This window comes from Oceaniovalibus sp. ACAM 378 (genome assembly GCF_008085915.1).
Taxonomy (GTDB): Bacteria; Pseudomonadota; Alphaproteobacteria; order Rhodobacterales; family Rhodobacteraceae; genus Oceaniglobus.
Genome location: NZ_VSJK01000027.1, coordinates 21,711 through 41,541, shown reverse-complemented (window position 1 = coordinate 41,541; position 19,831 = coordinate 21,711). Strand labels below are relative to the sequence as shown.

Below are 19,831 nucleotides of genomic sequence, written 5' to 3'. Positions count from 1 at the left end.
GGGGACGACGGATCGCGCGACTCTACTCCTGATCTGGTGAACAGCTTTGCCGCCGCCCATCCCGAACGGGGGGTCCGGATGATGTCGGGGCCCGGGCAGGGCAGTGCCGCGAATTTCCTGACCTTGACGGCAGAGGGCACACGCCCCGGATCGTGGATGGCATTTTCCGATCAGGACGACGTCTGGATGCCGCATAAGCTGGGTCGTGCCCAGTTGATGATGCGCCGCCGTTTGCGCGATCTGGCGGGCGAGGGCAGTGACGCCCCGCTGCCCCCCGTGGGCGATGCGGTGATCGCCTATGCCAGCCGATTGTATCTGACCGACGCCGAGATGAAATTCACCGGCGTGTCGCCGCATATGATGCGCCCGCCGGGTTTTGCCAATGCACTGGTGCAGAACATCCTTGGGGGGAATTCCATGGTTCTCAGCCCTGCGGCGGCGGCGCTGGTGGCCCGGTCGGTGCCCGCGGCGCTGGCGGCGGATGTGCCGTTCCATGACTGGTGGATCTATCTGCTGATTGCGGGGGCAGGCGGTACCATCGTCTTCGACCGCCGCCCCGGTGTGTTCTATCGCCAGCACAAGACCAACGTATTGGGCAATCATGGCGGGATGCGCGGGCGTATGGCGCGGTTGGGAATGTTGGCCAACCGGCACTATTCCGACTGGCTGAGCAGAAATTTGGCGGGGTTGACCGGCTGTGCCGAACTGCTGACACCTGAGTCCCGCACTCTGTTCACCGCCTTTGCCGCTGCCCGACAAGGCCGCCGCCGCACCTGCCTGGCGGCGCTGGACAACCTTGGGATCTATCGCCAGACCGACGCGGGCGACCGCATGCTGCGGCTGCTGGCGCGCACCGGGCGGCTGTAACACCCTGGCGAACAAGCGACGGACAGAGGTTAATATTACATAACCCTGATTATCACCCATTCCCAACCACCCCCGAATTTCGGCACGAATCCGCCCGGAACCGGCGTCCCTCCGGGTGTCAGCCGCGCACGCTTTCCAATGCCGCGCGCCGCACCGACTCGATTTCCGGGGTGGCGGACCGGGCGGCGATCAGGTCGGCTGCTTCGGCAGCGCGCCAGGCGTCCATGTCGAAGGCTCCCTGCACCAGATCGCGCCGCACCAACCCATCCCAGACCGCACCGGGATCGCGGTAAGCGGCCAGCCCGCCGGGTGACGAGGTAGAGCCGTGGCGGTCGGGCAGCACGGCGATGTTGTCGTTTTCCGCCAGCAGCGCAAAAGGCGCACGCTGGGAAATCGCATCGCCATAGATTTCGTTGGCCGCGCGGCGTGGAAACATCAGATATTCCGTCGGGGTGCGGGACATCACCTGGGTCGGATGGCCGGCACTGCCTTCGTCGAACACCACCGTTTTGGCACCCAGAAGATGGCCGAACTGCACCGGCAGACCCACCGCTTCGGGGGTCGACACATAGGCGCCGGCAGCCTTCAGCGCCTGTTCCAGATGGCTGGACCCCAGCACGCCACCCTTGGCCAAAAGGTGCGATCGGCCAAGATAGAGCCGTTCCGGCGCCCGCGAGATATGCAGGGCCAGCTTGTCCTCAAGCGCGGCCTGATACCCGTCCAGATAGGGGCGGTAAAACGGCGCGATGGGTTGCCGTGGAGCAGTACCCGCCTCGGGCACGTCCAGACGGTCAAAAAGCATCGGCGCACGCACCATGATCACCGGCACATCCGGCATATCCAGAAGGCGCATCAGGTCGATCAGAAAACCGGGCGGCTGTGCTGCGGCCAGATCGGCGTCGCTGCGCACACCAAGCAGACCCTGAACCGCCAGAAAGACGATTCCATCATAGGATGTGCCCCCTGCCTTGAGCGCCCAGAGACGGTGGATACAGTCGACGAAGAAATGGCCGAAATGGTTCCACATCGGCCCGCCGTACAGATATCGCCCCTTTAGCCGGTCCAGATCGCCACCGCCAAAGAGCCGCCGCCCGCCGCGATCGATCGGCTGCGGATCGTCGCGCAGGTTCGCGCCCCGCCGCATTCGCCCCTGTGGCGGGGCCAGCGGCGCTTCGATTCCGCCGCGAAACTTCGGCCGCTTATAGACATAGGGGGCGACGGCAACATCGCGCAGTTCGACGATCTGGTCAGACGTAGATTTAGCCATCAGTTTTCATTTTCCCACAGTACAGTCACTGTCTCATCCCCAATTGCTCGATCAGGTCGGCATCGGTTTCGGCAAACCGCTCAAGCCGGGCGGCGTTGCCGTCCTGTTCGAGCCGGGCGACAAGATCGGGCCAGCGGCGCGGGCGCGTCCCGGCTCTGGCCTCTGGCGCCAGATCCGGCCCCGCGTTCACGAAATTACCGGTCAGGTTCACTGTTGTTCCCAGCCGCGCGGCCAGATCGCTTTCCAGCCGGTCCAGATCGTTCAGCCCGTAAATCCCCTGTAGCCGTTGTGCCCCGCTCAGCGCCCAACCCACCCAGTCAGAGCGCGGCAGGGTATCGATCTGCTTGGCACCACGGATCCGCCCGGTGGCCAGATATGCGGTTTGGAAATTGTCATAGTGATCCAGGACGAAGCGTTGCCAGGGCCGGTTGCCGCCAAAGAAATAATCGTCGGCGGACCGGGTCGAGATCATTCGCATGTTGGTGCGCGCTTTGGTCGCCAATTCCTCGGGGGTCAGTTTTGCCGCCTCGCGCAGCAGATAGAAATAGAACGACGCGATCCGTTCATAGGGGTCGCGCAGCAGGGTAAAGGCAAAGCGGTTGTCGGGCAGGGTCTCCAGATCGACCCAATCGATATGCCCGGCATAGAGCCGGTATCCCGGCGGCATCTGCGCATCCTCGGGGGCCGCGGCATGGGTGCGGACCGGCGAATGGGCCGCCTCGCCCAGCACCCGGCGCAACTCGGAAATCACCGTCTGACCCGCGGTTTTCGGGATATGGGGAAAGACCACCACAGGGCCAGAAGCCGCCCGTGCCCGCCCGCCCAGCAAGCTGCGCAGCCGGCTCATTTCCCGCGTCCCTTCAGCAGGTCAACCAGCCGCGATGCGGCGCGGCGCGGCAGATCTGGCGCTGTTGGTGGTGCCACAACAGGCACGGTTTCACCGCAAAGCGCGGCATACCGGCTGTGCCATGCGCTTGGCACAGCGGCACCGAACCGCTCGAACGCCGCCTCGTACTGGGGGCGCAGACCGGCGAACAGCAGTGCTTCAGTTTCCGGCGGCAGCGACGACACCCGCCCCAGCCCGACCCTTTTGTCCGCCTCGACGGGCAGCGGGGCGATGTCGAGAAAGGCGCAGACCTCGTCCATGCTGGCTTGGGTGAACAGGTCTTCATAGAACACCGTATGCACCGATCCGGATGGCACGGACTGGTCCAGCGCCTCTAGTGTGCCAGCGTAATTGGCCCGGGGGATGCGCGCCAGATCGCGCCCCGCGTGCATTTCAGCGGCACGGGCGGCGCAGGCCGTTTCGAACGCCGCATCGGCCAGTTTCGGCTGTGCGGCGCTGATCGACATGCGGATCTGCGACCAGATCCGGTCAACCGGATCGCGCAGGATGAAAATGAACCGCGCCGGGCCGATTTCGGCCATTTCGGCGAAGACCTCGGGCGGCAGCACGGAGTAGGACGGGGTGAAATCGCAGATGATCTTTTGCCCCGCATAACCGGTCAGCAGATGATTGATATAGGCCCGGTGATCGCCGGGGGTCGTGGCATGAATCGACAGACGCTCGGCCAGCACCTGAATGGTGCGCAACCGTCCGCGATTGGCCGGATCGGCGCCGGGTGTCAGGGTATCGACCACCCGGCGCAGGTGGGCGAGGCGGTCGTTGATGTGGCTCTGTTCGCCCTTGATGTGCAGGGCGTCGAAATAATGCAGCTCTTTGGTGGGCACCGTATGGCAGTCAGGGCTGGCGCGCAGCTGTTCAAACAGCCAGCTGGTGCCGGCCTTCTGCGCGCCGATACCAAAGACCAGCGTCGCCCCCGCAGGCAACAGGCTGGATGGTTTGCGTGGCTTTTTGGGCGACTTTTCGGCGGCTGGTGTCGTTACTGCGGAAGCTTCCTCGCGAATAAAGGCCAGAACCAGCCGGGCAACATTTTCGTCATGGGGCGGGCGGTTGAAAAACCCATGGCCCGCATTTGGATATTCCTTGATCACGCAGCGCCCGGCGGGCCATAGCGCAGCGAACTCTCGGGCGGCGGCGATCGGCACCACCTCGTCTTGGCCGCCATGGGCAATAAAACAGCGCAGCCGGGACAGCAGCGGATGCCCGGATTCATCACCCGTCTTGCCATCCGCCAGCAGCGCCCGGGGCGACAGGGCGGCGTGAACGGCAGGGTCGACCACACGGTTGGCGAACCCGCCCGGTCCGGTATCGGTGACCGGATTGAGCAGGATCAGTCCCGCAATCCCAGTGTCATCCTCCAGCGCCGCATCCAGCGCCAGCAGCCCGCCAAAGGACGCGCCCAGCAGGAACAGCCGCGCCTCTGGCTGCTGTCCCCCTGCCCAATTTCGCGCCCAGCTCAAGGCATGTGCGGCATCGGCGCGCATCTGCTCGAGCGTGGCACCATCGCGGTTCAGCGTGCGGTATCCGGCGGCGATCACATCGGCACCCCCGGCGGACAACTGCCGACAGAACGGTGCCAGCATGTCAGGGGCGCCGTCCACCCCGCCGCCGCCATGCCAGGCCAGAATCGCAACTGGCCTGTCTTTCTCGCCGCCCTCCGGCCCCCCCGCGCCCAGACTTTCGGGCGGTACCCGTGCCGCAGACTCGGCGGCAAACAGCGACACCTGCAGGCCCTGCCCGATATCGATGGTTTCAGGTGCGGCAGAGATGGCGGGTTTGGTCATGACAGGCCCCGAAAGGAAGAAACGGCTGATGAAAACGACAGGTTGAAACGGCAAGACAAAGCGGCAGGCACCACGCATCCCGGCGCAGTTTCGACATGGCCCCGGCATAGCACCGCCCCCGACGCGGTGAAACCCCGTCCGGGGCAGGGGCGTTGTTACAGGCCCGGGCCTGATGCGCCGGGTCCGGAGGGCCCTTTGCACGACGTCGTTCGCCAATACGGGAGCCAGTACAGGAGTGGCGGCAAAGGCCGGACTTTGCCCTTGCATGGATGCGCTTTGCATGATGGTAACCTGAGCTACCTCAGACGGGACGAGTTTTGGCGCAAATGATCTGTTCTATTCTCCTTATGCGGGACAGTGCGCCCGCTGTCCGGCCCGCTCCGCATTCCGTCCCGATTTCTCCCCCGACGTGCAAAGCGTTGCGCGGTCATCCAATGCGCCCGGCATTGCGCGACGGCCCAATGCGCAAGGCGTTTCGCGCGCGCCTGCACGCACCCCAAACGCGCAAGGTACTGCGCGCACCCCTGACGCGCAGGGTACTGCGCGATGTTTAGGCGGTTGATTGCCCTGAACGACCGTTATGCGGCGACGCATCTGGTGCTTTCGGGGGCGCCTGCCGAGTTGCGCAATACCGACGGCGAGACGATCGGCTATGTCGAGCGGGTGACCGTGGATCAGGGACGGCTGAGGGTGTCGGGATGGGCGCGGGCGGCGCGGATCACGTTGGTGCTTGGCGGCAACCGCGCCGAAATCATCCCCCGCCTGCGCCGCGAGGATGTGGGCGCCTCCCTCGGTATTCCGTCCGAGGTGGGGTTCGATCTGGACCTGCCCTGCACGCTTGACACGCTGGCGACCTGCGATGCGCCGGGGCTGCTGGCCACGCCCGTGCCGGGGGGTGTCGAGATCTACCCGCTGTCGCTGCCCCTGCCCGCCCCCGGCCCGGCCCGCATAAAGCTGTTTTTGCGATTTCTCTGGGTCGGATTTTGCCTGCTGCCGGCGGTTGCCGGGTGGTTCATCACCCGCGATCCGGCCTATCGCGCAAAGGTGAAACGCGGGCTGGGGCTGAACACGCTGCATATGGCCGTCCCACTGGAAAGCCGGTTGTTCCTGACCGGTGACGCCAATATCGACCGGATCGAACCTTTGGCCCCCTGCCGGATCACCATTGTCCTGCCGGTCTATAACGCGCTGGATCTGCTGAAGCTGGCCTTGGCGCGGATCGAAGAACATACCGACCTGCCCTGGCGGCTGATCCTGATCGAGGACAGATCAAGCGATGCCGCCGTCCGTCCGTTTCTGCGCGATTGGGTCGAATCCCGCCAGAACAGTCACGATATCGAGCTGATCGAAAACCCCGAGAACCTTGGCTTTATCCGTTCGGTCAATACCGGGCTGGCAGCCGCCGCAGCCCAGCCCGCGCCGGTGGACGATACACCCGAGGGGCCGGTGATCCTGCTCAACTCGGACGCTCTGGTGCCCGCCGGATGGGCATCGCGTCTGGTGCGCCCGATGTTGCAGCACGAAAACGTCGCCAGCGTCACGCCGATGTCGAATGATGCCGAGATCTTCTCGTCCCCGGCAATCTGCGCGCGCACCCTGCTGACCCCGGGTCAGGGCGATGCAATGGACGCGGTCGCGCGCACCTTTCACCCCGAGGCGCTGCTGACCCCTGCGCCCACCGGTGTGGGGTTCTGCATGGCTCTGTCGCGCGACTGGCTGGTGCGGGCTGGCGCGCTCGATCCCGCCTTTGGCCGGGGGTACGGCGAAGAGGTCGACTGGTGCCAGAAGGTGCGCGCCCTGGGTGGGCGGCATCTGGGCTTGGCGGGGTTGTTCGTTGAGCACCGCGGCGGCGAAAGCTTCGGCTCGACCGAAAAACTGGTGCTGGTGGCAAGGAACAACGACATCATCGCGCGGCGGTATCCCGGATACGATCTGGAGATCCAGGATTTCATCGCCGCCGATCCCATGGTCACCGCGCGTCTGGCCCTTGGCATGGCCTGGGCCGGCAGTCTGGGGGCGCAAGGAGCCGCGCCCGCGCCCGTCCCCGTCTATCTGGCGCATTCGCTGGGTGGCGGTGCAGAAAACTGGTTGCAGGAACGTATCGCGGGCGATCTGGAAACGCTCGGCGCGGCGGTGGTTCTGCGGGTCGGCGGGTCGCGCCGCTGGCAGATCGAACTCTGTGCGCCCAGCGGCATCACCCGGGGCAGCAGTGACGACACCGCCTTTGTGCTCCGCCTGCTGGCCCTCCTGCCGCGACGGCGCATCGTCTATTCCTGCGGTGTGGGTGACCCCGATCCGATGTCCCTGCCGGACATCCTGCTGTCACTGCGCGGCCACCCGGACGACCGGATCGAAGTGCTGTTCCACGATTTCTTCCCGCTTTCGCCGTCCTATACCCTGCTCGATTTTGACGGTGTGTATCGTGGTCCGGTGCGGCGCGGCCGTGACGATCAGGCGCATCGCTCGGCCCATCCCGATGGCACACCGGCCACCCTGGCCGACTGGCAGGATGCCTGGGCGCCGCTGGTGCGCGCGGCCGAGGTGCTGACGGTGTTTTCCGCCGACAGCGCCGCACAGGTGCGCGCCGTCTGGCCCGCCCTGTCCCGGCGGATTGCGATACGTCCCCATGCCCTGCCCCAGACCCTGCCGGTGATTGAACCCCCTGCCCCGGGCGCCGCGCCGGTGATTGGCGTGCTGGGCAATATCGGGCGGCAAAAGGGGGCGGCGGTGCTGCAAACACTGGCGCGCAGGCTTGAATCGGGTGCGGCGCAGGACCTAACATCGGGGGGGCAGAATGCACCCGCCCAAGACAGGCCCAACCGCACCAAGCCAGCCGGGCTGGTCCTGATCGGCAACATCGATCCCGCCTATGCCCTGCCGAAATCCGTTCTGGTGCACGGCGATTACATCCCCGCCGACATCCCCGAACTGGCGGCACGGCATGGCATCACCCATTGGCTGATCCCGTCGATCTGGCCCGAGACGTTTTCCTATACCACCCGCGAAACCTTGGCGACCGGCCTGCCGGTGCTGGCCTTTGACATCGGCGCCCAGGGCGAGGCGGTGCGCGCCGCCCCCAACGGTGTTCCCGTGCCGCTGAGAAGTACCGGGCCGGGCGAAGATGCCGTTGGGTTTGCCGCCGCCGCGATTCTGGCCGCGCTGAACGGCCTGTCGGATCGCGCCGAGCTGCCGCCCGCCGCCGCGCCCGCCAGCCCCGCTGAAAAGGAGCCGTCGTGACCCAGGTTCAGGTCTCCTATGCCCGGCTGAAATCCAGCGGAATCGAGGTTCTGCCCCGCGGCGCGGGCGATACGGTCGCCCTGCCCCGCCACAGCGTGATCGAAGCGCCGTCGAGCCTGAAATGGACCGCCTACGAGCATTCCATCGAGTTGGGGGCGTTTTCCTATCAGGTGTCGGGATACTGTTTTGCCGCGCGGATCGGGCGATATTGTTCCTTTGGCGAAGAGGTGCAGATCGGGCGGCAAAACCATCCGCTGACCTGGGTGTCGACCAGCCCGGCGTTCTATCTGGGCGACCGGCTGTTTGATCTGGGCGACGGGTTTGCCGGGGCCGCCGATTATCACAGCTATAAATTCAAGGCGAAGGAACCGCCGACCAAGGCGAAGATCACGGTGATCGGCAACGACGTCTGGATCGGCCATGGCGCCTATGTGGCGGCGGGGGTCAGGATTGGCGACGGCGCGATTGTGGCCGCCCATTCGGTGGTGACGAAAGACGTGCCGCCCTATGGCGTGGTGGCGGGCAATCCGGCGGTGCTGAAACGGTTGCGCGTGCCGCCGCAGTTCATTTCACCGCTGATCCGGCTGGCCTGGTGGCGCTATGCGCCCTGGCAGATGACCCATCTCGACCCATCGAATATCGCCGATTTCGTGCATGGGCTGAACCAGATGGGCGCTGTAAAACCGTTCCGCCCCGATACGCTCGACCTCAGGACAGACGCATTGAAGACTGACAAACCCGCCCCATGACCGACCCTTCCGATACCGCCACCACGGGCCGTACCACTGGCCCGGTGGTGTTTCTGCATATCCCCAAGACCGCCGGTCAGACGATCCATTCCGAACTGTCGCGGGTGGTGGGTGACTCCGCCGTATCGCCGGTGCGCGTCCACACCGGGGCACCGCCGGGGGCGGGGCAGTTTCCGCCGGGATACAGGCTCTATTCCGGCCATATCGACTGGGAGGCGCTGGAAACTCTGCCGTCCGACCGCTTTGTGTTCAGCGTGCTGCGCGCGCCGCTTGAACGGATCGCGTCGTTCTATTTCTATACCCTGCGCCAGGCCGCGGGCCTGAGCGGCGAAGAACTGGCCACCCCCCAGCGTACCGGGATGCGGATGATCACCAGCCTGTCCGCCGACGATTATTTCTTTGGTGGCGACCAGAGGTGGCAGCGGTTCATCCATGACCATTACGACAATGTCTATTGCACCTATTTCGCCACCCGCAAGATCCGCGGCTGGCGGGATATCGAATCCACCGCCCGCGACGATCTGTTCCGCCGCGCCCTGAAGGGCACCAAGGCGCTGGACCGGATTTATTCGGTTGATGATCTGGCCGTATTGGAACGTGACATCGAAATCCGGCTGGGGGCCGGGATCAAGGTGGCCGACCGGTTCATGAACGCAGGCCCCGAGGCGGCCGCCGCCACGCCCGCCCTGCGCTGGCCACAACTGGCCGCAAGGTTCGAAAAGGACGCCAGCATTCGGCAGCTGAAATCCTTTGGCCGGCTGGACCGCCGGCTGATGCGGCGGCTGGGGATGGCGGAAGACTGAAACCCCGCCCGCCTGAAACCGGGGCGAGATCCGCCAGATCCTGCCCCGGAAGGAGCAGTTCTGCCTCGATCTGCAGCGCATCGGTGATCAGCGAATAATCCGTGATCAGATCATCCCTGCATGACCAGGGTGGTGGACGACGCGCTCTCTAAAGTGGCGTCGAGTTCGCCGTCGGAGTCGTTGGAAAATGCATCGCTGAAGAAATCGCTGTTGGCGCGGAAATATGGGATGCTCATGAAGAGCCCCAAGTTGAATCGGGCTGTTTCGATCCCGCCCCGGTTTCGGACAGAGAAAAACCGGTATCGAAAGACAGGATGGATGTAAATTAAACGGCAAAGACCTGTCCCGGGCGCGTATTACACGCCCGGGGTGGGATTGGGTTTATCCCGGGTCAATCCGGAAATCCGGCGCAGATCGTTTCGGGTATCGAAACAATTACCTCTCCCCCGTAGGCGAGCAGGCCTTTCAATTCCCTGTTATTGCGCTAAACCTGTAACGCCCTAGATAAAGGTCACATCGTCGAACAGCACCGCGACACTGCCGATCCCGTTGAAGGTCAGCGTATTGCCATCGCCGAAATCCAACACCAGATTGCCATTCACGATGCTATCGTATTGCGCCAGATGCAAAGGCTGCGGGTTGGCTTGAGACAGCAGCGATGCGTCGATCTCAAGGGAATCGACGATCCCCGAGAAATCCCGGATCAGATCGTTGCCGCCGGTAAAGACGAAGACATCCGCCCCCTGCCCGCCGCGCATCGTGTCGTCGCCCGCGCCGCCATTCAGGGTGTCGTTGCCCGCATTGCCTTGCAGGTCGTCGTTGCCGTCGCCGCCGAACAGCAGGTCAAAGCCGTTGTCGCCGCGGATGATATCGTCACCATCCCCGCCCGACAGCGTGTCATTTGCCAACCCGCCCGAGATCACATCGTCGCCATCGCCGCCCGATACGGAATCGAACCCGGCGTTGCCCGATATCGTGTCATTGCCCGATCCGCCGGTCATGATGTCGTTGCCGTTCAACCCGATCAGCACGTCGTCGCCGCTGCCGCCATCCATGATGTCGATGCCAAGACCACCGTTCAGCGTGTCGTTGCCGGCCCCGCCCGACAGCATGTCATTGCCGAACCCGCCATTCAGGCTGTCGTCGCCACTCCCGCCCGACAGGGTGTCAAAGCCGTTCAGACCGATCAGCGTGTCATTGCCGTTGCCGCCCTCCATCGAATCGAAACCGATGCCGCCGTTCATCATGTCGTTGCCGGCACCGCCATCCATCGTGTCGTTGCCCGCGCCGCCATTGACCGTATCGTCACCATCGGTGCCGGTCAGCGTGTCATGCTGCGGCGTGCCCGGGACCAGAATGCCCGGTCCGCCCGACCCGTCGTTGTCGATCGCCAGAAGTTCGCTCAGGGTCAGCGTATCATCGGAGAATTCGAACCATTCGCTGCCCTGCACCGTATCTGTGCCTTCGGACGACTGGATTTCGACCCGGCCATCGCCCAGATCGATGACGGTGATGTCGCCGGTGGCCACACCAAAGCGGATCCAGTCATCATCGCCTGCGCCGCCGTCCATGCTGTCGTCACCGTTGCCGCCGACCAGCGTGTCACTGCCATCACCGCCGCGCAGGTCATCGTCACCCGCGCGCCCTTCCAGCAGATCGTTGCCATCGCGCCCTTCCAGCCGGTTGTCGTCACCGTTGCCGCGGATCGTGTCGTTGCCACCGGTGCCGCGGATATCCTCGATGCGGATCAGCGTATCCGTGAAGGCCTGTCCGTACCAGGTACCGCTTGCAGTGCCTGCCGCCAGATCGATGTTCATCGCCCCCAAACCGTTGCGGTCATAGTGCACCATGTCAGCGCCGCCGCCGCCGTCGACGGTGTCGTTGCCCGATTCGGTGATGAACCTTTCGTCCCGGGCCGATCCGGTGATCCTGTCGGCGTATTGGGTGCCCCGCACCTCCAGCCGCCCGCCGTGGTCCGCCAGCACATTCACCGTGTCGCGGCCGCCGAACCCGTCGTTGGCAATCACCCCGGTGGCCAGGTTGACCACCACGCCCTGGGTGGCGCCCATGTCGCCGTTCCAGTTGAACGCAAGCCGGATCGTGCCGTCCAGTGTCAGGTTGAAGGTGTCGTTGCCCAGACCGCCGGTCAGTTGCAGCCACCCCCCCGCAACCGAGGCGATGTTGAACACGTCGTTATAGCCGGTGCCGATGAACTCGAGACCGCCCTCCTCACCGGTCAGCGCACCCCGCACGTTCTGCAGCGTCGTGTTGGCCCCGGAGGCGGTGAAGGATCCGGTGTTCGCCGTGCCATTCAGGTTGAAGGTGGCGGCGCCGAGGTCTGCGCCCTCCAGGTCGATCGAATAATAACTGTTGCTGTTGGCGCCGGCGAAATCGATCACATCATTGCCAAGCGAGCCTTCGATCTTGTCGTATCCGTCATTGGCGCCGGGGCGGATCGTGTCGTTGCCCCTGCCCCCGGACAATTCGTCGTCAAAGCGCGATCCGTTTATCGTGATCGGCACGGTGATGTAATCTGACAGGAAACTCAGATCGTCGGCATCGAACCCGGTGCTGGCCCCCGTCGCGTCCACGGTGATGCCACCGCTGGACGAAAACAGCACACCAAGCGGGAGCGGATTGTCATTCTCGGCCGCGTCCAGCGCATCCCCCAGCGCCGTCACACTCCAGGAAATCCCGGTTATCGTGCCGGTGTTGACCCCGTTCGAGGAAAAACTCATCCCGGTGACCGTGCCGCCCGTGGGGTCGTTGCCCGCAAAGGTGAAATCGGTGCCGGTGATCGTGGTCACATCACGGGTTGTCGGTTGCTGCAATACGACGCGGGTCGCACTCGCGTTCAGGAAATTGGCATCAAATTCGCCGCTTGTGTCAAAGAATGCATCGCTGAAGAAATCGCTGTTGCCGCCGAGGTATGTGATGATCATGAAAGCCCCAAAATTGAATTCGGGGCTGAATCAGTCGTGCCCCCGGTTTGCACAAAAGCCAAATCCGGATTTGGAATCAAGGAAAAATCAAATACAAATGCAAATAAGAATACCCCGGCGCGCTGCACGCCCGGGGCCGGGTCGCGCTAATTCGGGGCCGATCAGGACCCATCAAGCCCCGTCAGGGATAAGCCGTCAGGCGAATATCACATCATCATACAGCGCCGTGACATTGGTCAGCCCATTGAAGGTGAGCGTATTCCCGCGACCGAAATCCAGCATCAGATTTCCTGATATAACGCTGGAATAGCCACCAAGATCACTGGCCACCGGACTTTCCTGAAACAACAGGCGCGAGTTGATCCGCACGGAATCGACGTCATTCTGGAAATCGCGGATCACATCGGCCCCGGACTGAAAAATGAACAGATCCGCCCCCTGCCCGCCGCGCAGGATGTCGTCGCCCTGCCCGCCCATCAACGTATCGTTGCCCGCGTTGCCCTGCAGATCGTCGTTGCCCGCGCCACCGTTCAGCCGGTCGAACCCCGTCTGCCCCAGCAATATGTCGTCACCGCCGCCACCGCTCAGAATGTCAAAACCAAGCCCGCCGATCAGCGTGTCGTTGCCCGTCGCGCCAAACAGGGTGTCGTTGCCAGAGCCGCCGTTCAGGCGGTCGTCACCGGCACCGCCGTTGAGCAGGTCAAACCCGTTCAGCCCATACAGCGTGTCATTGCCCGCTCCGCCGTCCATCTCGTCAAAGCCCAGACCGCCGGTCATGTGGTCATTGCCATCGCCGCCCCGCAGGGTGTCGTTGCCAGAGCCGCCGTTCAGACTGTCATTCCCCGCCCCGCCGCTCAGCAGGTCAAAACCGTTCAGCCCGTACAGCGTGTCGTCACCGGTACCGCCATTGATCTCGTCGAAACCCAGACCACCGATCATGTGGTCATTGCCGTCTCCGCCCAGCAGGGTGTCATTGCCCTGCCCACCGTTCAGACTGTCGTCACCGGCCCCGCCATTGATCGCGTCGAACCCGTTCAGCCCGGAGATCGTGTCGTTGCCTGTCGCGCCATGGATCTCGTCGGCGCCCAGCCCGCCCAGCAGACTGTCGTCGCCAGCGCCGCCGTTGATCAGATCGTTACCATCATCGCCATATATCGTGTCGTTGCCGTCAAAGCCTGAAATCGTATCGTCACCGATCGTGCCGTACAGCGGGTCGTGCAATGGTGTGCCCTCGATCACCTGTCCGGACCCGCCCACCGCCAGCGCCATGATCTGCGCAATACTCAGTGTGCCGTCAGAGAACTCAAAGCTCTCGATGCTTAAGAATACATCCGCCCCCTCGGCTGAAAGGATGCCGATCCACCCGCTGCCCATGCCGGTGACTTGGATCGTGCCCATGGCCACACCCAGAACCGCCGTGTCGAAATTGGCGCCGCCGTCGATCGAGTCATCCCCCATGCCGCCGATGATCGTGTCACTGCCCGCGCGACCTCTCAGCGAATTGGCGGCGGCATTGCCGTTCAACATGTCACTGCCCGATCCACCGATGGCGTTTTCGATCACCACGCCATTGGCGATGGTGAACCCCCCGGTGATACCATTGCGGGCCGAGATATATCCGCCGCCGCCCTCGGCCCCAAGCAGCGTCGCCGCGCGCAGATCGATGGTGCTGGTGCGCGTGCCGTCATGACGGATCGTGTCGATGCCACCACTGTCCCAGATCGACACCCAGCCGGTGCCTCTGACATTTGCATCGGGCAGCACATAGGTGTCATCGCCGGTGTTGGTGCCGGTATTTGCGCCATACATCCGTTGCAGCACGGCAATATCAAGCGCCATCGGCCCCGCCTCATAGCCCCAGTCAGACCCATAGTGCCCGGTGCCCACTGGGCCTTCGAAAAATCCCCGGTTATAGCCCATCACGGTAAAGACACCCTGATTCAGCAGATCGGTGCCCGTGTTGAAAAAAGAGCTGGTAACCCCCGGCATGACAGTGGATGTGCCGCCGCTGTCATGGGGATGCGCCATGCCAAGACCATGCAGCACCTCGTGCAGGATGGTGGCAAAGCCATAGCCTCCTTGCTCCAGATCGCCGCCCACCCAACGGTCCCAGGCCTCGCCGTTGAACACGCCGACACCTTCGTCGATTTCGCCCGGCGGGATGAATGTGCCCAGATATCCGGTTTGCGGCAATCTGATCACGTCCAGAATGAGCTGGAAATCTGCCTGTTCGGGGTCGTCGACCACGCTGAATGTCAGATGGGTCAGTGACGATATCAGGTCAAAGACCACCCGAAACTGCAAGGTCTCGAAGGTGCGGAACCCATCCGAAGTATATCCGGCGGCGGTGAATCCCGCAGCGCCGAAATGGACGGTGACATGGGTATCGGCAAGGGGCACGCCCCATTGCAGCGATTCCAGCGGATCATAATTGCCCGGCAGCGATGCACCCGCCTCCTGCACACTGACCACGTAATCGCCGGTCGAGTTGTCGCCGAATGCGCCGACATCGATGTAATACGCGCCGGAGTAACCTGCGGTAACGGTAATCTGCGAATTCGTCCCCAGGCCGCTGTCGTCATTGCTGGCAATCAACATGCCGTCGGAATCGTGCAGGTACAGATAAGGATCATACAGGCTGTTCACCCCCGGGGCACCGTCAAGGTTGATCGCAACCTCCTGCCCCGCTGTCAGGTCCAGCCGGATCCAGTCGCGGTCGCCCGGTGTGTCCAATGCGCTGGAAAAAGTGCCGCCAATGGAAATCGTGGCAGTGGTGCCGGTACTGGCGGGAATTGTATCAGGCATGGCGGTGACCCTTGTTCAAAACAGACTTGAATGTCGGGTTACTAAGGTTCTGCCGTTTTGGGAACCAGCGCTGGCCTTTACCTGCCCCTTCCCGTTCGGACAGGGGCCGGTCAGATAAGGACGATGACGTCAGGGATATCGCCTGCATCGGCGATGCCGTTGATCGTCAGCGCGTTGCCGCCGCCAAGATCCAGCAACAGATTGCCGTCGGTCACGCGGCTGTAACGCGGCCATAATTCCGGGTCAGCAGCGATCCATCGATGGCGATCACGTGACCCCCTGAGATTGCGGCAGGGGCCGGGCCGACCTTTCGCATGCGAAAGAACGCGGTCAGGTCAGGATCAGGCCGCCGCCCTCATCCCTTGTCATTCCGCTTGCCCAGCCAGCCCAGAAAGGCCCGGTCGGGGGCGCGCAGGGGGCGGGCACCGGTGGCACGCCACATGGCCTGCCATTCGGCGACAAGGGCATGCACATCGGCACCGGGCACCAGCGCCCGCGCCCGCTCCAGTGTGTCGGAGGACAGCAGCGGCGCACGCGCGCCCGTTGCGCCCGGATCCGGGGCAAAGCGCGGGGTAAAGCGGATCAGATCGCCCGCCTCCTCGGCCATGGTGTAATCGGGCAGCGGGTCGGCGGTGATCATGTCGCGGATCATCTTGCGGAACACCCGGCGCGGACTGGCACTCCCGGATTTTTTCAACAGCAGTTCGACCGAGATGTGCCAGGCCGCCTGTCGGCCACAATGTTTGCGCGCCAGTTCATAGACCCGCCGCTCCAGTGGCTTTCTCAGGCTGAAATAGTCTCGGTTCAACGTCAGGACCGATTTGTTCAGCACCGCGCGGAACAGCCAGTCCGACAGGGTGATGACCACCGACACCATGCGCCCGCCACGGGATTTGCGCACCACCTGCCAGGATTCGATCAACCCGAAACCGCTGGTCACTTCAAGCCCGCCGGTCTCCACATTGGTGGTGATCCGGGTGCCCGCCAGACGTTCGAAGGCCTCGCAAAGCCGCCGGTAAGCATCGCCCGAGGTTTCGCGCCGGGTGGCCACCAAAAGATCATGGGCGGTCAGTCGCAGAGTGCGCGACACGGCCCGCCCGGTATTCAGCGCCGCCATCAACTGGCTGATGCAGAAGATCAGGATGTCCTTGTCGTGGATCGTCGCCAGCCCCTTGACCGAAGGTGTGACCCGAATCTGCGTACCATTATGCTCATAGTCGAGAATCCGCAGATCGGGGCGGGTGGCCAGCGAGAACATCGGATGTTCCATCGAGGTCAGATCGTTCTTCGGCGCCGCCGAGAACATATCGCACAAAAAGAAATCGGCCATCGCCGGGGCATGCCCCGCAAGGGTGCCGCCCGGGGCTGCGCGCTGTCCCGTCATCTGCCTGCCTCTGCCTCTTGCCCGGTTGTTCCGGATCACCTCTGCCGCACTGCGGATCTTGCGCCCGCCCAATTGAATTCCAACTCGTCAAACGACTCGGGCCAACGTGGTTTTGTTTACACCCTAGAGTTATCCACAGCCCCGGTCCAGCCTGCCCGGGTCAGACAGCGGTCAGCCGGGCCGACAGTCAACGGGGGTTCGGAATCTCTTTGTCGGGGGTTCGGAATCGCTTTATCGTGGTTTCAGAGTCACCTTGTGCCGAAAAAAGAACCACAAGCCTTTGACAAAAAATGATTTTTCTGTGCATCTGAGAGTGCGTAACACATATTTAACCTGATATAACTGAACAAAGCTGTTGGAAAATATTTATCTCCACCCGCTTTGGCCTTTGCGAAGCAGCCGATTTTGCTCAGAAAAGCACTGGGATCGTGCCGCGATGTGATCATAAACCTTTCATGAGCGATGTTTTGCAGTATGATACGCAAAACATGACATACAGAGGTTCCGGTGGCATTTGAGAGCAACACAACGCCCCCCTATTTCAACATCGATCCCGACCGCGCCCTCGCCGAACTGGGGCCGGCCCCGACGACCCAGAGCTTTGCCGAGATCGCAGCGAGTTGCGCACAGGGGCGTAGTGATCTGGCCGGGCGGGGTCTGGATGAAACCGGGCGCAAGGCGCTGCGGCTGTTTTCAACCTGGGAAATCACCCGCTATCTGATCCCGGTTGCCGCCGCGCATTTCCGCCGGGTGCTGAAGGGCAATCCGAAGCTGCCGCAGGGCACCAGCGAAACCGAGGGTGGTGCCAAGTGGTTCACCCTGGACGAGGTGCTGGTGCTGCGGGCGCATTTTGCCAAGGGCGGCAGCCGCGCCAAGGAGTACCGCCCCTATCGCCCCGAGGGGTTGGCGGCCAAGATGGTCGCGGTGGCGAACTTCAAGGGTGGTGTCGGCAAGACCAGCACGGCGGCGCATCTGGCGATGTCGGCCGCGCTCGACGGATACCGGGTGCTGGTGATCGATCTGGATTCCCAAGGCTCGATGACCAGCATTTTCGGCGGCAAGGTGGCCGATGAATGGGGCACGGTTTTCCCCCTGCTTGCGCGGCACTATGCCACCCATTTGCAGGGCGAAAACCGCAACCGGATGGCGCGCGGTGACGACCCGATCCCGCTGGATGACACGTTGTCCGAGGCGCTGAAACTGACGGCCAGGGATCTGGTGCAATCGACCCACTGGCCCAACATCGATTTGATTGGCGCGCAGCTGAATCTGTACTGGGCCGAATTTCAGGTGCCGGTCTGGCGGATGCAGGGGCGCAGCTGGAAGCTGTGGGAGGCTCTGAGCGAAACCCTCGAGGCGGACGGGGTGCTGGACGATTACGATCTGGTGTTTCTCGATACGCCGCCCGCGCTGGGGTATCTGACGATCAACGGACTGGCGGCGGCGGATATCCTTTTGGTGCCGCTCGGGGCTTCGTTTCTGGAGTTCGATTCCACGGGGCGGTTCTTTGACATGCTGCATTCGACCTTTGCCAGTATTGAGGACGCCGAGAACATGGCCGCGCGGGCCCTGGGGCGCGAAAGCCTGAACTTTGAGTGGGATGCCGTGCGCGCGGTGATCACCCGCTATGACGGGGCGCAACAGGGCGAGCTGGCGGCGCTGATGCAGGCCTATCTTGGCCCGGTCCTGTCACCACACCGGCAGGATTTCACCGCGCTGATCGGACAGGCCGGCGAACAGGTGAACGGGATCTATGAGGCGGATTACCGCGACTTCAACCGCGAAACCTATGTCCGGGGGCGCGAGACTTTCGATCAGACCTATGCTGCGTTCAAACGGCTGTTGGTCGGGATCTGGCGGCGCGAGGAATTGGCCCGGGATGCCGAAGGGCAAAGTGCCGGGGATCAGGGTGACCGCGCGGATCTTTCGCATGCGAAAGGTTGAAAGCGTACGCTGGGGCAGGGAGTGGTTAACCGATCTGCGCTGTAACAGGGCCGGTTGCGGCAAGAAAGGGAACAGGACATGGCCAAACGCAAACGTCTGAGCCCGGCACGCCCGGACGCGGCTGCGCCGCCGATCCACCGGGGTGCGGATGCATTTGTCGGGGCGTCCCCTGTGGTGCCCGATGCCACAGCGGTGCCGCGCCCGCCGATTGCCCATCTGGCGGGCGCCGCTGCGGCGTCTTCGGCCTTTGATGAGGTGAGCGGCGAGTTGTCCCGTGCCCGGGCCGAAGGGCGGATGGTGCTGTCTCTGCCGCTGGCGGCGGTGGTCGCCGATCATCTGATCCGTGATCGGGTCGCCACCGACTCGGAGGCTCTAGAAGAGCTGAAACAGAGCCTGATGGCCCGGGGCCAGCAGACCCCTGTCGAGGTCGTCGATCTGGGCGAGGGCCGGTATGGGCTCATTTCGGGGTGGCGGCGTCTGCTAGCCCTGCACGAGCTGTCCGATGCCCTGCCCGGTGGCGCCTATGACCGTATTCTGGCTCTGGTGAAACAGCCCGCCGACCGGGGCGCGGCCTATATCGCCATGGTCGAGGAAAACGAAATCCGCGCCGGGCTGTCGTTTTACGAACGGGCGCGGATTGTACTGATGGCGCGGCAGGGCGGTGTGTTCGATAGTGACAAACAGGCGTTGCAGAGCCTGTTTGCCAATGTCAGCTATGCCAGACGGTCCAAGATCAAGACCTTCATGACACTGGTTGCGGCGCTGGACGGGGTGCTGCGGTTTCCCGCTCGGATCCCCGAACGGACCGGTTTGGCCTTGTCGGCTGCGATGACCCGCGACGGGTTCACCGATCAACTGATCGCGGCCCTGCACAAGGCCGAACCGCAAACGCCCGAGGCTGAAGCGGAGGTTCTGGCCCAGGTGTTGTCGGAGGGCACCGCGCCAAAGAGATCCGCGAAACAGGCAGTTCCGGCGGGCGGGCAGGAGGCGGTCACCCGGGATCTGGCCCCGGGAACGAGACTGACCGCCGCGCCGGGCAAGGTGGTGATCCGGGGGGGCGGCGTCGATCCGGAGTTCCTGGCCCGGCTCGATGTCTGGCTTGCCACCCAGTTTGGCGATTGATCCGAAAACGTAAAACGCCCGGC

General features: G+C 63.6%; 13 protein-coding genes. 6 read left to right on the top strand and 7 right to left on the bottom strand.

Annotated elements, in window-relative coordinates; all coding sequences use genetic code 11:
* Positions 1-867 (top strand): glycosyltransferase (locus FQ320_RS22990; protein ID WP_148475632.1); only part of this gene is annotated, 867 nt, incomplete at its 5' end.
* Between the two features lie 118 nt (positions 868-985).
* Here the strand turns inward: FQ320_RS22990 and FQ320_RS22985 are convergent.
* From FQ320_RS22985 to FQ320_RS22975, 3 genes are read right to left on the bottom strand one after another with little or no spacing between them, the layout of a single operon-like run.
* A complete protein-coding gene (locus FQ320_RS22985) occupies positions 986-2,134 on the bottom strand; it encodes a glycosyltransferase 61 family protein (RefSeq protein WP_148475631.1) in 1,149 nt (382 codons plus the stop codon).
* A gap of 25 nt (positions 2,135-2,159) precedes the next feature.
* Entirely contained in the window at positions 2,160-2,981 is an 822-nt protein-coding gene (locus FQ320_RS22980; protein ID WP_148475630.1) for a sulfotransferase family 2 domain-containing protein, read from the bottom strand.
* The gene (locus FQ320_RS22975; RefSeq protein WP_187394047.1) at positions 2,978-4,822 is read right to left on the bottom strand and encodes a sulfotransferase; all 1,845 of its coding nucleotides are present in this window, start codon (positions 4,820-4,822) and stop codon (positions 2,978-2,980) included. The genes FQ320_RS22980 and FQ320_RS22975 overlap by 4 nt, the downstream gene beginning before the upstream one ends.
* 546 nt (positions 4,823-5,368) lie before the next feature.
* Here FQ320_RS22975 and FQ320_RS22970 point away from each other — a divergent pair.
* From FQ320_RS22970 to FQ320_RS22960, 3 genes are read left to right on the top strand one after another with little or no spacing between them, the layout of a single operon-like run.
* Positions 5,369-8,059, top strand: a complete 2,691-nt coding sequence (locus FQ320_RS22970) for a glycosyltransferase (protein ID WP_148475628.1) — start codon at positions 5,369-5,371, stop codon at positions 8,057-8,059.
* Positions 8,056-8,808 carry a CatB-related O-acetyltransferase gene (locus FQ320_RS22965; protein WP_148475627.1) on the top strand — a complete coding sequence of 251 codons (753 nt, stop codon included), beginning with the start codon at positions 8,056-8,058 and terminating at the stop codon, positions 8,806-8,808. Before FQ320_RS22970 ends, FQ320_RS22965 begins: the two co-directional genes overlap by 4 nt.
* Positions 8,805-9,611 (top strand): hypothetical protein, encoded by an 807-nt coding sequence (locus tag FQ320_RS22960; RefSeq protein ID WP_148475626.1) that lies wholly within the window; start codon positions 8,805-8,807, stop codon positions 9,609-9,611. Before FQ320_RS22965 ends, FQ320_RS22960 begins: the two co-directional genes overlap by 4 nt.
* Positions 9,612-9,721: 110 nt before the next feature.
* Here FQ320_RS22960 and FQ320_RS26690 read toward each other — a convergent pair whose 3' ends face one another.
* The 4 genes from FQ320_RS26690 to FQ320_RS22945 form a co-directional block, all read right to left on the bottom strand.
* Positions 9,722-9,847, bottom strand: coding sequence for a hypothetical protein (locus FQ320_RS26690; protein ID WP_255509679.1), 126 nt, complete (start codon positions 9,845-9,847; stop codon positions 9,722-9,724).
* A 264-nt stretch (positions 9,848-10,111) separates the two neighbouring features.
* Positions 10,112-12,553 carry a calcium-binding protein gene (locus FQ320_RS22955; protein ID WP_148475625.1) on the bottom strand — a complete coding sequence of 814 codons (2,442 nt, stop codon included), beginning with the start codon at positions 12,551-12,553 and terminating at the stop codon, positions 10,112-10,114.
* A gap of 195 nt (positions 12,554-12,748) precedes the next feature.
* Positions 12,749-15,358: a M10 family metallopeptidase C-terminal domain-containing protein gene (locus FQ320_RS26800; RefSeq protein ID WP_148475624.1), complete on the bottom strand. Its 2,610-nt coding sequence runs from the start codon at positions 15,356-15,358 to the stop codon at positions 12,749-12,751.
* 355 nt (positions 15,359-15,713) lie between these two features.
* On the bottom strand, positions 15,714-16,742 hold the full coding sequence (locus FQ320_RS22945; RefSeq protein ID WP_148475623.1) for a replication initiator protein A: 1,029 nt from the start codon (positions 16,740-16,742) through the stop codon (positions 15,714-15,716).
* Positions 16,743-17,249: 507 nt separating this feature from the next.
* On the opposite strand from FQ320_RS22945, the gene FQ320_RS22940 reads away from it, so the two are divergent.
* Both FQ320_RS22940 and FQ320_RS22935 read left to right on the top strand, forming a co-directional pair.
* The gene (locus tag FQ320_RS22940) at positions 17,250-18,686 is read left to right on the top strand and encodes an AAA family ATPase (protein WP_148475622.1); all 1,437 of its coding nucleotides are present in this window, start codon (positions 17,250-17,252) and stop codon (positions 18,684-18,686) included.
* A gap of 78 nt (positions 18,687-18,764) precedes the next feature.
* Entirely contained in the window at positions 18,765-19,808 is a 1,044-nt protein-coding gene (locus FQ320_RS22935; protein ID WP_148475621.1) for a ParB N-terminal domain-containing protein, read from the top strand.
* Positions 19,809-19,831 lie beyond the last annotated feature (23 nt).

Excerpts from the sequence above, each read along its gene's own strand:
- FQ320_RS22985 (WP_148475631.1), bottom strand. The coding sequence starts at position 2,134 with ATGGCTAAATCTACGTCTGACCAGATCGTCGAACTGCGCGATGTTGCC.
- FQ320_RS22980 (WP_148475630.1), bottom strand. The coding sequence starts at position 2,981 with ATGAGCCGGCTGCGCAGCTTGCTGGGCGGGCGGGCACGGGCGGCTTCT.
- FQ320_RS22975 (WP_187394047.1), bottom strand. The coding sequence starts at position 4,822 with ATGACCAAACCCGCCATCTCTGCCGCACCTGAAACCATCGATATCGGG.
- FQ320_RS22970 (WP_148475628.1), top strand. The coding sequence starts at position 5,369 with ATGTTTAGGCGGTTGATTGCCCTGAACGACCGTTATGCGGCGACGCAT.
- FQ320_RS22960 (WP_148475626.1), top strand. The coding sequence starts at position 8,805 with ATGACCGACCCTTCCGATACCGCCACCACGGGCCGTACCACTGGCCCG.
- FQ320_RS26690 (WP_255509679.1), bottom strand. The coding sequence starts at position 9,847 with ATGAGCATCCCATATTTCCGCGCCAACAGCGATTTCTTCAGCGATGCA.
- FQ320_RS22955 (WP_148475625.1), bottom strand. The coding sequence starts at position 12,553 with ATGATCATCACATACCTCGGCGGCAACAGCGATTTCTTCAGCGATGCA.
- FQ320_RS26800 (WP_148475624.1), bottom strand. The coding sequence starts at position 15,358 with ATGCCTGATACAATTCCCGCCAGTACCGGCACCACTGCCACGATTTCC.
- FQ320_RS22945 (WP_148475623.1), bottom strand. The coding sequence starts at position 16,742 with ATGACGGGACAGCGCGCAGCCCCGGGCGGCACCCTTGCGGGGCATGCC.
- FQ320_RS22935 (WP_148475621.1), top strand. The coding sequence starts at position 18,765 with ATGGCCAAACGCAAACGTCTGAGCCCGGCACGCCCGGACGCGGCTGCG.